This window comes from Vibrio sp. V04_P4A5T148 (genome assembly GCF_963875605.1).
GTDB lineage: Bacteria > Pseudomonadota > Gammaproteobacteria > Enterobacterales > Vibrionaceae > Vibrio > Vibrio anguillarum.
In genome coordinates, this window is record NZ_CAWNMS010000025.1 from 102,852 (window position 1) to 115,695 (window position 12,844).

A 12,844-nucleotide genomic window follows, 5' to 3' on the forward strand; every position below is an offset into this window, starting at 1 on the left:
ATGAGCCAAGAGCACGTACGATTATCTCTGACCTTAGAACGCTTATGGCAATTCAGTTTGCAATACTACAGCGTGCGAGAAGTGAAAGAGGCGTGCTTAAGTTTACAAAATAACTTCCACGGCAACGTCAACTTATTGCTGCTACTCAAATGGCTTGATGAGCAACAAGTGACGGTTGCCGATGCTGACTGGCAAAATGTCACTCAATGTATCGGCCGTTCAGAAGCGCTGCTGCACAGTTACCGAGAGTTAAGACGACGTTTGAAAAGCATGGTGCCAGATACGCTGTACCGCGAGGCGCTGCAATTTGAGCTGCAGCTTGAAAAGCAGCAGCAAGCTGACCTCGTGGAATGTATCAACGCATTGGCATTGCAGAATAACCATGGTGAACAATTAACGCTGCGTTACTGTCGCCAGCTTGGCTGTGAGCATTTGCATCTCGCTTTTAAAACCCCGGCGCCTCATTCTCAAAAACCGTAACTACATCAATTGCTCGCTCGGTGTATACTGGTCGCAATTCATAAAAATAATACGCTATGGTTATGACTCCATTTATCGCTGCTACTGGACTAACAAATCCACACCTTCAGACTCTGCTTCCTCGTTTGTTGCGCAAACGCGCACGTTTTGAGCCGCTGTGGCAAACGCTGTTTACACCTGATGGTGATTTTTTAGACCTTGCTTGGAGTGATGATTGGCGCTCAGAGCGAGTACAAAATAAACCCCTATTTATCTTGTTTCATGGCTTAGAAGGCAGTTTTCATAGCCCTTATGCCAATGGCTTAATGTACGCCTTCGCACAGCAGGGGTGGTTATCGGTCATGATGCATTTTCGCGGCTGTAGCGGCAAACCGAACCATCTGGCACGTGCTTACCATTCTGGTGAAGTTGAAGATGCACGCTTTGTGCTCGAATACATACGCAAACAATGCCCGAATCGACCTGTCGTGGCGGTGGGTATTTCTCTTGGCGGCAATATGTTGGTTAATTACTTAGCGCAATATAATCACGACCCGATCGTTAGCGCGGCAACCGTTGTCTCCGCTCCGCTCGATCTGGCAGCGTGTTCCACACGTATTGAACAGGGATTTTCAAAGGTTTATCGCGCTTACTTACTGACATCATTGAAAAAAAATGCACTAAAGAAACAGCATCTTTTACATAATGAGTTAGGTATTTCTAACCATCAAATTAAACACATCAAAAAACTTTACGAATTTGACAATCTCATCACCGCGCCTTTGCATGGTTTTCAAGATGCGCAGGATTACTACCAGCAGTGCTCAGGCCTTTCAAAGCTGACACAAATTCGCGTGCCGCTACAAATCATTCAAGCGCAAGATGATCCCTTTATGACAGATGCCGTGATCCCCAAATTTTCCTTACCAGAGAACATCCATTACCGCTTATTTACCCAAGGTGGCCATGTCGGTTTTCTCAGCGGTAGCGCGCTTAAGCCTAAATTTTGGCTCGAAGAAGCACTTCCAACCTATTACGAAAACCTGCGTCACGGCAACCCTATTGACCATCAATGCAACGCATGATTAATCACATATCGCTTTAAATCGATACCCTTTTCTCCATGACAGTTTAAGAGGTCGTCATGCTTATTCCTTGGCAGCACATTGCGCCTGAAACACTGGATAATTTGATTGAAACGTTTGTATTACGCGAAGGTACTGATTACGGAGAGCAGGAAGTACCATTGCAGCAAAAAATCGAGCAAATAAAGAAACAGCTCGCAACAGGGGAGGCGATCATCGTCTATTCTGAGTTGCATGAAAGTGTGGATATTCAATTGCGTAAATAATTTCAGCTCAAAACAATCTACTCTTTTCGTGCTATATTGCAGCCATCGATAACAAGTACGTTACATACAGACAGGGTTTGTCATGTCAGCAAAACATCCAATTATCGCTGTCACCGGCTCGTCCGGTGCCGGTACAACTACGACCTCAGAAGCCTTTCGCAAAATGTTCAATATGATGAACATTAAACCAGCATGGGTTGAAGGGGATAGCTTCCATCGCTTTACACGGCCAGAAATGGATGTGGAAATTCGTAAAGCGCGCGAACAAGGGAAGCACATCAGCTACTTTGGCCCACAAGCCAATGATTTTCCTGCATTGGAAGAATTTTTCCGCCAATATGGGAAATTAGGCACAGGCCAAGTTCGCCGCTATCTACACTCTTTTGACGAAGCTGTGCCCTACAATCAAATGCCCGGCACCTTTACACCTTGGCAAGATTTACCAGACAACTCGGATGTGATGTTTTACGAAGGTCTGCATGGCGGTGTAGTCGATGGCGATGTAAACGTCGCGCAGCATGTCGATTTTTTGATAGGCATGGTGCCAATCGTTAACCTTGAGTGGATACAAAAGTACGTGCGTGATACTCGTGATCGAGGCCATTCACGTGAAGCGGTGATGGATTCCATCGTCCGTTCGATGGATGATTACCTCAATTACATCACCCCCCAATTCTCACGAACTCACATCAACTTCCAACGGGTACCGACGGTTGATACTTCAAACCCACTTAACGCCAAGGGCATCCCTAGTTTGGATGAAAGCTTCGTCGTGATACGCCTGCGCGGTATAAAGAATGTTGATTTCCCCTATCTACTCGCCATGATTGATGGCTCTTTTATGTCGCGCCACAACACCATTGTGGTGCCGGGTGGCAAGATGAGTTTTGCGATGGAATTGATCGTCAGACCGATCCTGCAGCAATTGATTGAAACAGGTAAAATTGGCTAAGTGATCGGACAAGTTGACGGTTACTTTTCATACCGTGATCATGTGCACAGTTTTGCGTAAAAAATCATGCCACTGACACGATTAAAATCAAGAAATCGTTTCTGAAAAAGGATACTATCCTTAACCGAAACACAAGTTAGCTTGCAGCATTTGGAAAGTGCTCTTATCCTAGTAAGCTTATTTTAGGCTTAGCTACAATATGGAAAGCGGCAAGCGTACCCTGCAGAGGAAGTGAGATATTATGGTTCTAGGTAAACCTCAAACCGATCCAACACTAGAGTGGTTTCTTTCACACTGTCATATTCATAAATACCCATCGAAAAGCACGTTGATTCATGCGGGCGAAAAAGCAGAGACGCTGTACTACATCGTCAAAGGCTCGGTAGCGGTATTGATTAAAGACGAAGAAGGTAAAGAGATGATCCTCTCTTACCTCAACCAAGGTGACTTTATCGGTGAACTTGGTCTATTCGAAGAAGACCAAGAGCGTACTGCTTGGGTTCGTGCAAAATCTCCTTGTGAAGTTGCGGAAATTTCATTTAAGAAATTCCGTCAGCTTATCCAAGTGAACCCAGACATCTTAATGCGTCTGTCTGCACAAATTTCTCGACGTCTACAAGTCACCAGTCAAAAAGTGGGTGATTTAGCCTTCCTAGACGTGACGGGTCGTATTGCACAAACGCTACTCAACCTAGCGAAACAACCTGATGCAATGACGCACCCAGATGGCATGCAAATCAAAATCACCCGTCAAGAGATCGGCCAAATTGTAGGCTGTTCTCGTGAAACTGTAGGACGTATTTTGAAGATGCTCGAAGAGCAGAATTTAATTTCTGCCCACGGTAAAACTATCGTGGTGTACGGAACTCGTTAATTCTCAAACGCAAACACCTTGATTAAAGAGCCAGTTTTACTGGCTCTTTTTTTTATTTCGCCAACTCTTTGAATTATTTCCATTCGCTTAAATTATCTCTCATCCGTTCATCACTTAAAAAATCTGAACTATACTAATTTCACAGATAAAAATACCTAACGTATTGACATAGTACGTAATAATCTCGATGTGAATGGTGGGAAATATGGATATTGCTCATAAATTAAAAATAAAGCATAAGGTAGGAATTCTATCTATTATTGCCATTGTCGGGTTTGCCGTATTTTTATTTCAACAATACCAAGTTCAAACCCAGACTCAACTCAGTATTGAGCAGATACGCGATGAATATTTCCCCGCATTAAGCTCAGTAACTAATGCTCGCAATACTATAAAAAATCTAGACCAAGCACTGCAAACTGCGGTTAGCACTGGTGATGATGAACTGATGGATAGCGCTAAAAACTACCTAAACTCAATCAATGAGGAGCTCAATAATTTAAAAAGGGTGTCACCTCAACATGCGGCTCTCGTTGAGAACCTAAAGAGATTACTCAATAGCTATCAAGAAATTGCGTTTGATATTGCAGCCTCACTTATTGATGGCAGCACAAATTTTGCGACTTTACCTGCCAGAGCAAAACAGTCGAACGAATTTTTAGAGCAATTAAATAGTGAATTAAAAGCGTTAGTTGAAGCCAGTAATGTCGATTTCAATCAAACCGTAGAGGAGACGATTTCATCGGCTCAACGTTCCATTCACGTCGGCATAGGTTTAGGGGCGGTAACTATTCTCGTCTTAATTATCGTGGCATTGGTCGTAATAAAAAGCGTAGTTAGCTCAATTGAACAAGTCACCGGATCGCTAAGAGAAATAGCCGAAGGGGAAGGCGACCTCACGGTTCGCATTAATTATAATGGCCGTGATGAAGTAGCCGATTTAGTATATTGGTTTAACCAATTCATTTCTAAAATACATAAAAGTTTAAATTCAACTCGTGAAACCATTGCCACTTTAGAAAGTGTTTCATCACGGCTTTCTAGTACCAGTTCCAACACGTCACAACAAGTTCGCTCTCAAGAAAACATCATGCAATCGGTCTCTTCTGCGGTGAACTCTCTTTCCGATAGCGTGACCTCTATTGCTGAAAATGCAGCATTCGCTTCTTCAGAAGCCACTTCAGCAAATGATACAGCGCAAACTGGCAGCACGGTTGTCGAAAGCACGATTGTCTCGATTGAACACTTAGCCAAAGACGTCAACCAAGCCGCTCAAGTGGTAAATGAGCTCGAATCTTATACCAATAATGCGGGAGTGATCTTAAACACCATCCGCAGCATTGCCGAGCAAACGAATTTACTTGCCTTAAATGCCGCGATAGAAGCAGCTCGAGCTGGTGAACAAGGGCGAGGGTTCGCCGTGGTTGCCGATGAAGTTCGAACTTTAGCCTCTCGCACTCAATCCTCTACTGAAGAAATTCAACAAGTTCTTGAAAAAATACAAAAGGGCTCATCATTAGTTGTGGATGCCATGACTAAAGGACAACAAAGTGCCTCCAATACAGTATCTGAGTCTGAGCAATCTGGCGTGGCTTTGGTCAATATCACGGAGAAAGTTAAAAGTATTGTTCAGCTCAACCAACAAATTGCCGCCGCAACAGAAGAACAAAACCGCACTTCAAAAATCATTTTCGACAACATACAAGATATGGATGAAATCTCCCGCTCAGTGTCTGACGGCTCTCGAGCACTGGATGAGATCAGTACGGACATCCAAAGCGTCACACAAAACCTCAGCGATGTTATTCGACAATATAAAGTTTAAATTCTCAGTAAAACTCACTCTCTGCAGTATGTGAAAGTGAACGGCATGATGCCATTTTCGATACATAGGAGTAACCATGATAAAAGCAAAATACAGCCTTTACCCTGCCCTAATGCTATTACCCGGGCTTAGTATCGCCGATGAATCGGTTGAAGCACGAGTTTCGCAGCTAGAAAATGAATTGGCGATACTGAAAAGCTCATCAAGCAGTAGCTGGCAAGACAGTATCAAATTCAATGGGTTCTTTAGTGTGGGAGTGACTCGTTCGAACAACAAGCTAGGCTATGCAAGTTCCAGAGACAGTTATAGCTTTGATGAACTGAGTTTAGTTGGGCTTCAAGCCGAGTTTAGTTTGGCGGATAAAACCAGTTTCGTCACTCAGTTAATCGCACGTGGCAGTGATGACTTCTCACCCGACATAGAATGGGCTTATCTCAAACACACATTTGATAACTACGTGACCGTCAGAGCGGGTAAGTTGCGTGTACCCCTCTATATGTACTCTGATTATATTGATGTAGGCTTTGCTCAGCCCTGGTCTCGCCCGCCGGTTGAAGTTTATGGCAATGTGCCATTCAACTCTTACTTAGGCGGTGATATCGCCTATGACGTGGAAATGGATGAGTCAACTCTCTACTTACAAGCCTTTGCTGGTCAAAGTAAAACGTCTGACAATAATACAGAATACAACTATATGTATGGCGCCAGTCTAGGGTGGAATTACGATTATCTAACCCTGCGAGCCGTCTACGGCACAACAAAAATCACGTCAGGACACAGCGTATTTAAACAAGTTGTCGCTCCAGATACTATCGCTAAATTCTATGGTACAGGCTTAAGCTATGACAATGGCTCACTGCTCTTTGTCACAGAGCTAACTCGTACCGAAGTCGAAGGGCAATATTCAGATGTCGACTCCGCGTATGCAACCTTAGGTTATCGGATTCAGTCTTGGGTGCCTTATGTTAGCGTAGCTACACTCAGAACCAAAGATGATGACGAGCGCATCGGTAAGTTGATCAATACTGGCACAGCCAATATTCCAAGCGCTTGGTTGTTCGATGCAGAACGTAATGCATACTCCGCTGGTGTCCGTTATGACTTGCTCTCTAACTTATCCATTAAAGCAGATGTCACTATGATCGATAATTTTGGTGATACCTCAGGCCTCATCGGTAGTACTAACTTTGGCAATACAGGCAAAGCATTAGAAGATGACTCTTTGATTTACTCTATTCGCCTTGATGGCGTTTTTTAAGGAGTGCAGAATGATTAAAACTATCTTAATGCTCTTGAGCTTATCGACCTTGTCATTGTCTGCATTCTCTGCACCTGTTGTGATAAGTAACCTGAGTGGTGTTGACCAACTAAGCGATAGTGATGTGAAAAAGCTATTTTTAGGCAAATTAAAACAGCTCCCGAATGGCACTGAACCGATTGTGATTGAGTACGCCGATGGCACACCGATACGCATTGAGTTTCATGAAAAGGTCACGAATAAATCAGAGTCTCAGCTACAAGCTTATTGGGCAAAATTGGTTTTTACTGGTAAAGCTAACCCACCCAAAACCGTTGCTTCAAGTGCCGCAGCTATCGCTGAAGTGAGCCAAAATGCAGCAGCAATTGGTTATATCGACTCAAGCGAAGTCACAGACCAAGTCAAAGTGGTTTACACACCTTAAATCTAAGCTACTTTTGTTGTAAAAAAGGCCAGTGGAGGTAATGCCACTGGCCTGTATCTTTATCAGCCCTTATTGTTAGCTATTTGTACTTTCAAATATCTTATCTGCAGAGGCCGCCACAAAACCGCTGTAGAGTTCACCGTTGGCCATTGGATAGCGTTTGGCAAATTCATAGAATCCACCGGGAATCACCTCCACTCCTTCCGTAAATTGCACTGATACTTTATCGGCCATGGTCGACGACTGCTCAAGCAGCACATCAGGTGTACCTTTCACTTCTCCACCATTTTCATTGATGGTAAAACCCGCTTGGCGTAAGTGATCATTGACCGCTTTCACTTCATTAAACGCCTGCAGTTGATTAACACTAACAGTGAAATGGTTCGCGCCATAGCCATGCGCCGCCAACCAAGCGGCGTATTCACTTTCCTTGGCAAGCTGCAAATAATCGCTGTAGCTTAGTTGCCACAGGCGACCGCCATATAAAAAGTCACTGCTGTTTAATTTATTGCTATCGACTTGATGTACCAGCTTCTCCACAATAGCTTGGAGTGCAGGTGAGCACTCTTCCACTTTCAGCTCGCTTATGAATACTTTAGGCTGGGTCGGATCAGGGTGTTCATAGTGCTTCGCTACCAGCTTCTTACTTTCAAACACATAATCACCACAGGCAACGTAGCCTAAGGCAAGAAAAGGCTTAGCCAGCGTTTCAATACCTAATGGTGCAACATTGAAGGTTCGCAACGCAATATGGTCATTAATCAACGCTTCCTCTTCTTGAAGCAAGTGATGGACTTTGTCGGCAGAAGGGCAAAGGCGCTGAATGTAGTCATTCCATAATGATTGAAATAAAACGGTTGGCGTCATAACGCCTCCTTGTCTGTGCTCGGTTTAAACCATGCTAGTAGGCATGGGGTTTTAGATAAAGTTTACTGCTATAGCTCAACCCCAGGGCTGAGCGTGGCAGGCAGTTCAGTCGAACGACCTTCCATTGATGCCATTGGGTATGCGCAGTAATCAGCCGCGTAATAGGCGCTTGGTCTTAAATTTCCCGACGCTCCCGGCCCACCAAACGGTGCATCACCACTGGCTCCGGTTAATTGTCGATTACGATTTACAATGCCAGCGCGGATATGATCGACAAAGTAGTCCCATTCGGCATCATTGGTCGACACTAAGCCTGCCGATAAACCAAAGCGAGTTTCATTGGCCAGTTGTACCGCTTGCTCTAAGCTTTGGTAACGCACGACTTGTAACAATGGTCCGAAATACTCTTCATCAGGCAATTGGCTAACTGCGGTGACATCAATAATGCCCGGAGTGACAAACGCCGCCTGCAAAGGTGTCGCGGCCAGCAAGCTGACGCCACCCAAGGCGCGTAAATTGTCCTGAGCAGCAAGAATGAACTGCGCCGCCGCTTGTGATATTTGTGGCCCCATAAAAGGTGCTGGCTCAGCAAAGGGGTGATCAATACGCAATTTTTGAGTGGCACTGACCAGCTTTTCAAGCAATCGATCGCCTTCATTTCCCTCTGGAACATAAAGACGCCGCGCACAGGTACAGCGCTGGCCTGCACTTAAAAATGCGGATTGAATAATGGTATACACTGCCGCATCAAGCTCGCCATACTGCTTAGAGATAACCATTGGGTTGTTGCCGCCCATTTCTAAAGCCAGCATTTTCCCCGGCTGCCCAGCAAACTGGCGATGGAGTAAATGACCGGTATTGGCGCTGCCAGTAAAAAGAAGGCCATCAATGCCTTTGGCCTGAGCAAGCGCAATACCCGTTTCCTTCGCGCCCTGCACTAGGTTAAGCACACCCGCAGGTAGGCCTGCTTCTTGCCACAACTTCATCACAAACTCACCAGTCCACGGAGTCTGCTCTGAAGGTTTAAACACAACCGTATTACCCGCTAAAAGTGCAGGCACAATATGACCATTCGGCAGGTGGGCAGGGAAATTATACGGACCAAAAACAGCAAGAACGCCCAATGGACGATGACGTAATACCAGTTGATTACCCGCCGCTTCGCGTGTGTTTTCACCAGTGCGATCATGATAAGCTCGAATGGATATAGCGATTTTACCCGCCACCGCTGCCGCTTCAGTACGCGTTTCCCAAAGTGGCTTTCCTGTCTCTTTGGCGATGATCTGCGCAAGCTCTTCACTGCGCTGTTTCACTTTTTCAGCGAAGGCTAAGACATATTGCTCACGCTCAACAAAAGGACGTTTTTTCCACTCTATAAATGCGACTCTTGCCGCCGTTACCGCAGCTTCTACTTGCGCGGGTGTGGCGCTATCGCCCTGCCAAATCGTCTCATTGTTATAGGGACTAAGCGAAAGCATTGCCTCGCCTTGTCCAGCTAACCATTCACCTGCAATCCACTGAGTCATCTGTTAATCCTTACCTTTCAATGTACCTATTTTACTGCGCCAAAATTCGAACAAAATCACCACTATCAACCAATAGAGCTTGCGCCACTTTAGGTGAGATGATCACCGTTTCCGTTTCGCGGTTATAAGCACCTTTTGCAGCAGTAGCACGAAAGTTTTCAAACGAGCTATTGCAGATAAGATAATCTTGCGAGCTTGAATGCTCGGCCACTTCCACTTTAGCTCGCACCGAGTGACGTACGGATTCGATATTGCGCAAATCGCACTCAACCGTTGGACCTGCATCAAAAATGTCTACATAGTTACGGCAGGTGAATCCTTCGCGCTCGAGTAGCGTTAACGCTGGACGGGTATTGTCATGCACTTGACCAATCACCGCCTGTGCTTCTTTACTCAATAAGTTGACGTAAATCGGCAGTTTGGGCATCAGATCAGCAATAAACCCTTTTTTACCAATGCCGGTTAAATAATCAGCCATAGTGAAATCAATCGAGAAAAAATGCTCTTGCAGCCATTGCCAAAAGGGCGAGTTGCCTTCGGCATCAGACACACCACGCATTTCAGCAAAGATGGTTTTAGAAAAACGATGTGGGTGTTCCGCCATCATCAGAAAACGGCATTTCGACATCAAACGCCCATTCAACCCTTGACGAAAATCTGGGCGTAAAAAAAGCGTACAAATTTCGCTGCATCCAGTGTAGTTATTGCCAAAAGTAAGCAACTTGACGGTATTGTTAACCTTCAGCTTAGGCGACGAATGCACTATCGTGCTGATGTGATAAGAATAGAACGGCACGTCATGGCCAATCGATGCTTCAACGCCAGTCGTCCCTGCGACCTCACCGGTTTCAGAATCAAAACCGACCATCAGGTAACCTTCATCTCCTGGCTCTGAGACGTCGGGTTTAGCGAAGCTGTATTCAGAATGAGTAATACGGTTGGTTAAGAGCTTTTCATTCACGGGTAGTGATGTAAACCCGTGACCGGATTCAATAGCGCATGTGTGTAGCGCATCGTAGTCCGACATTGCGATAGGGCGAACAACTAGCATCAATACTTCCCTCCAGATGCTTGAAGTGGCCCAAGGCATCCTACCTTGGGCTGCTAGGCTTTTTCACTACATGAGTGATGCAATAGCTTTATCTAATCTTGCTAAGCCTTCTTCTATTTCTTGTTTGGTGATCACCAATGAAGGCGTCATACGAACCACGTTCATACCCGCAACCAACACCAGTAAACCTTGCTTGCCCGCGGCTTGTAGGATATCGCGAGCGCGACCTTGCCACTGCTCATTTAATGCCGCGCCAAGCAGTAGACCTTTACCACGGATTTCACTAAAAATGTGGTACTTCTCATTAATGTTAGCCAATCCTTCACGAAAGAGCGCTTCACGCTCTTTCACACCAGCCAAGGTTTCTGGCTGGCTAACCACATTCACCACCGCTTCCGCTACCGCGCAAGCCAGTGGGTTGCCACCATAAGTCGAACCATGAGTGCCCACTTTAAAATGCGCGGCTAATTCGTTTGTGGTGAGCATAGCGCCAATAGGGAAGCCGCCACCGAGTGATTTCGCGGTACTTAAAATATCCGGCGTGACGCCCAATCCTTGATAAGCATAGAACTCACCAGTGCGGCCATTACCGGTTTGCACTTCATCAAAGATCAACAGGGCGTTGTGCTTATTACACAATTCACGCACGGCTTGGACAAACTCAGCCGAAGGCGACACAATGCCACCCTCGCCTTGCAAGGGTTCCATCATTACCGCACAAGTGCGATCAGAGATGTGCGCTTGCAACGCTTCAATATCGTTATACGGTAGGTGGGTAACATCCGCAGGTTTAGGACCAAATCCATCGGAATAAGTCGCTTGCCCCCCGACCGTCACTGTAAAGAAAGTGCGGCCGTGGAAGCCTTGGTTAAAGGCGATGATTTCTGACTTTTGTTCACCATGGACATCAGCGGCCCAGCGACGCGCCAGTTTGAGCGCCGCTTCATTAGCTTCCGCGCCGGAGTTAGCAAAAAACACCTTTTCAGCAAAACTGACTTGCGTTAATTTTTTCGCCAAGCGCAAAGCAGGCTCATTAGTCATCACGTTACTGAGATGCCACAACTTATTGGCTTGCTTGGTGATCGCATCAACCATCGCCGGATGGCAATGGCCCAAACAACTCACTGCAATACCGCCAGCAAAGTCGATGTATTCATGACCTTGTTGATCCCACACTCGAGAGCCCTGCCCTTTAACTGGAATCATTTCCATCGGGTTATAACAAGGGACCATCACCTCATCAAACAGACTGCGATCTACACTATTTTCCACTGTCATTACACATTCCCTCTTGATACCGCATGCCAAGCAGATTGCGATCTTCCTATTAAACGCTTGAGTGGAAGATATTGTTTTGCTTTTTAGCTAATGCAGCATTGTATTTACAAATTATTAACCATTTCAATAGTGATTTATTCTTTTAGATCGGCAGAACCACCGACAATCGTCACTACTTATGATTATTTATGCATTAAGTCACCTCTTTTATGAAGCACTTTTTTATAAATAATATGAATAAGCACAACAAGGCCTTGAGGCGACAAGCTATCCCTCATTCCAACAGGATGTATGGTGCATAATATTTCAAAGATAAAAAACAGCAGAAATGATGAAGGAAATGTTAAGAAAGGTGATCGCAGTCCGGTTGAGAATGATTCAACGGCGCAAAAAATTTGCGAGCAGTTGATGGCCCTGTTCTGTTTTAATTGATTCAGGATGAAACTGCACGGCATCAATTGGCAGTGTTTTATGTTGGTAACCCATGATTTCGTCCATCGAACCATCGGCCTGTTGAGTCCAAGCAGTGAGCTCAAAACAGTCCGCAAGAGAATCGGCTTTGACCACCAACGAATGGTAGCGAGTAACGGTTAACGGGTTATTGAGCCCTAGAAAGAGGCCACGGTTGGTGTGTTGGATCAGTGAGGTTTTACCATGCATCACCTTTTTGGCTCGCACCACTTGCCCGCCAAACACTTGCGCAATGGCTTGATGCCCAAGGCAGACTCCTAAGATAGGTAGTTTACCCGCAAAATGTTCAATCGCGGCCAGTGAAATTCCCGCCTCATTCGGCGTGCAAGGCCCAGGGGAAATAACCAGATGCGTTGGGCTGAGCGCTTCAATGCCAGCGATATCGATTTCATCATTACGCACCACCGTCACTTGAACTCCCAGCTCACAGAAGTATTGGTACAAGTTGTAGGTAAAGGAATCGTAGTTATCGATGATAAGTAGCATGTGAATTAAAACGCTCTGGGTA

Annotated in this window: 13 protein-coding genes; 8 read left to right on the plus strand and 5 right to left on the minus strand. The window is 45.4% G+C overall.

All coding sequences use genetic code 11. The features are described from left to right. The 8 genes from AACT18_RS04045 to AACT18_RS04080 all read left to right on the plus strand — a co-directional run bounded on the left by AACT18_RS04045 (nt 1) and on the right by AACT18_RS04080 (nt 7,143). The gene (locus tag AACT18_RS04045) at nt 1-480 is read left to right on the plus strand and encodes a TIGR02444 family protein (RefSeq protein ID WP_010318745.1); all 480 of its coding nucleotides are present in this window, start codon (nt 1-3) and stop codon (nt 478-480) included. A gap of 56 nt (nt 481-536) precedes the next feature. After that, nucleotides 537-1,544 (plus strand): hydrolase, encoded by a 1,008-nt coding sequence (locus AACT18_RS04050; protein WP_094125159.1) that lies wholly within the window; start codon nt 537-539, stop codon nt 1,542-1,544. Between the two features lie 59 nt (nt 1,545-1,603). Continuing rightward, nucleotides 1,604-1,810: a YheU family protein gene (locus tag AACT18_RS04055; protein ID WP_010318743.1), complete on the plus strand. Its 207-nt coding sequence runs from the start codon at nt 1,604-1,606 to the stop codon at nt 1,808-1,810. Between the two features lie 82 nt (nt 1,811-1,892). Next, nucleotides 1,893-2,762, plus strand: a complete 870-nt coding sequence (locus AACT18_RS04060; protein ID WP_017046747.1) for a phosphoribulokinase — start codon at nt 1,893-1,895, stop codon at nt 2,760-2,762. A gap of 241 nt (nt 2,763-3,003) precedes the next feature. Further along, nucleotides 3,004-3,636, plus strand: a complete 633-nt coding sequence (gene crp / locus AACT18_RS04065) for a cAMP-activated global transcriptional regulator CRP (protein WP_010318741.1) — start codon at nt 3,004-3,006, stop codon at nt 3,634-3,636. A 205-nt stretch (nt 3,637-3,841) separates the two neighbouring features. After that, nucleotides 3,842-5,461 carry a methyl-accepting chemotaxis protein gene (locus tag AACT18_RS04070; RefSeq protein WP_094143379.1) on the plus strand — a complete coding sequence of 540 codons (1,620 nt, stop codon included), beginning with the start codon at nt 3,842-3,844 and terminating at the stop codon, nt 5,459-5,461. A gap of 76 nt (nt 5,462-5,537) precedes the next feature. Further along, a complete protein-coding gene (locus AACT18_RS04075; protein ID WP_094124140.1) occupies nt 5,538-6,719 on the plus strand; it encodes a porin in 1,182 nt (393 codons plus the stop codon). A 10-nt stretch (nt 6,720-6,729) separates the two neighbouring features. Continuing rightward, nucleotides 6,730-7,143, plus strand: a complete 414-nt coding sequence (locus AACT18_RS04080) for a hypothetical protein (protein WP_017047285.1) — start codon at nt 6,730-6,732, stop codon at nt 7,141-7,143. A gap of 75 nt (nt 7,144-7,218) precedes the next feature. Here AACT18_RS04080 and AACT18_RS04085 read toward each other — a convergent pair whose 3' ends face one another. The 5 genes from AACT18_RS04085 to AACT18_RS04105 all read right to left on the minus strand — a co-directional run bounded on the left by AACT18_RS04085 (nt 7,219) and on the right by AACT18_RS04105 (nt 12,822). Continuing rightward, a complete protein-coding gene (locus AACT18_RS04085; RefSeq protein ID WP_094125153.1) occupies nt 7,219-8,010 on the minus strand; it encodes a DUF1338 domain-containing protein in 792 nt (263 codons plus the stop codon). Between the two features lie 68 nt (nt 8,011-8,078). Further along, nucleotides 8,079-9,536, minus strand: coding sequence for a succinylglutamate-semialdehyde dehydrogenase (astD, locus tag AACT18_RS04090; RefSeq protein ID WP_017046749.1), 1,458 nt, complete (start codon nt 9,534-9,536; stop codon nt 8,079-8,081). A 31-nt stretch (nt 9,537-9,567) separates the two neighbouring features. After that, the gene (astA, locus tag AACT18_RS04095) at nt 9,568-10,587 is read right to left on the minus strand and encodes an arginine N-succinyltransferase (protein ID WP_026028416.1); all 1,020 of its coding nucleotides are present in this window, start codon (nt 10,585-10,587) and stop codon (nt 9,568-9,570) included. A gap of 66 nt (nt 10,588-10,653) precedes the next feature. Next, on the minus strand, nt 10,654-11,865 hold the full coding sequence (locus AACT18_RS04100; RefSeq protein ID WP_026027324.1) for an aspartate aminotransferase family protein: 1,212 nt from the start codon (nt 11,863-11,865) through the stop codon (nt 10,654-10,656). A gap of 378 nt (nt 11,866-12,243) precedes the next feature. Next, complete coding sequence (locus AACT18_RS04105) at nt 12,244-12,822, minus strand: aminodeoxychorismate/anthranilate synthase component II (protein ID WP_017042838.1); 579 nt, start codon at nt 12,820-12,822, stop codon at nt 12,244-12,246. Between the last annotated feature and the right edge of the window lie 22 nt (nt 12,823-12,844).

Excerpts from the sequence above, each read along its gene's own strand:
- AACT18_RS04085 (WP_094125153.1), bottom strand. The coding sequence starts at position 8,010 with ATGACGCCAACCGTTTTATTTCAATCATTATGGAATGACTACATTCAG.
- AACT18_RS04050 (WP_094125159.1), top strand. The coding sequence starts at position 537 with ATGGTTATGACTCCATTTATCGCTGCTACTGGACTAACAAATCCACAC.
- AACT18_RS04045 (WP_010318745.1), top strand. The coding sequence starts at position 1 with ATGAGCCAAGAGCACGTACGATTATCTCTGACCTTAGAACGCTTATGG.
- AACT18_RS04075 (WP_094124140.1), top strand. The coding sequence starts at position 5,538 with ATGATAAAAGCAAAATACAGCCTTTACCCTGCCCTAATGCTATTACCC.
- crp (WP_010318741.1), top strand. The coding sequence starts at position 3,004 with ATGGTTCTAGGTAAACCTCAAACCGATCCAACACTAGAGTGGTTTCTT.
- astA (WP_026028416.1), bottom strand. The coding sequence starts at position 10,587 with ATGCTAGTTGTTCGCCCTATCGCAATGTCGGACTACGATGCGCTACAC.
- AACT18_RS04105 (WP_017042838.1), bottom strand. The coding sequence starts at position 12,822 with ATGCTACTTATCATCGATAACTACGATTCCTTTACCTACAACTTGTAC.
- AACT18_RS04070 (WP_094143379.1), top strand. The coding sequence starts at position 3,842 with ATGGATATTGCTCATAAATTAAAAATAAAGCATAAGGTAGGAATTCTA.
- AACT18_RS04080 (WP_017047285.1), top strand. The coding sequence starts at position 6,730 with ATGATTAAAACTATCTTAATGCTCTTGAGCTTATCGACCTTGTCATTG.
- AACT18_RS04060 (WP_017046747.1), top strand. The coding sequence starts at position 1,893 with ATGTCAGCAAAACATCCAATTATCGCTGTCACCGGCTCGTCCGGTGCC.
- astD (WP_017046749.1), bottom strand. The coding sequence starts at position 9,536 with ATGACTCAGTGGATTGCAGGTGAATGGTTAGCTGGACAAGGCGAGGCA.
- AACT18_RS04055 (WP_010318743.1), top strand. The coding sequence starts at position 1,604 with ATGCTTATTCCTTGGCAGCACATTGCGCCTGAAACACTGGATAATTTG.
- AACT18_RS04100 (WP_026027324.1), bottom strand. The coding sequence starts at position 11,865 with ATGACAGTGGAAAATAGTGTAGATCGCAGTCTGTTTGATGAGGTGATG.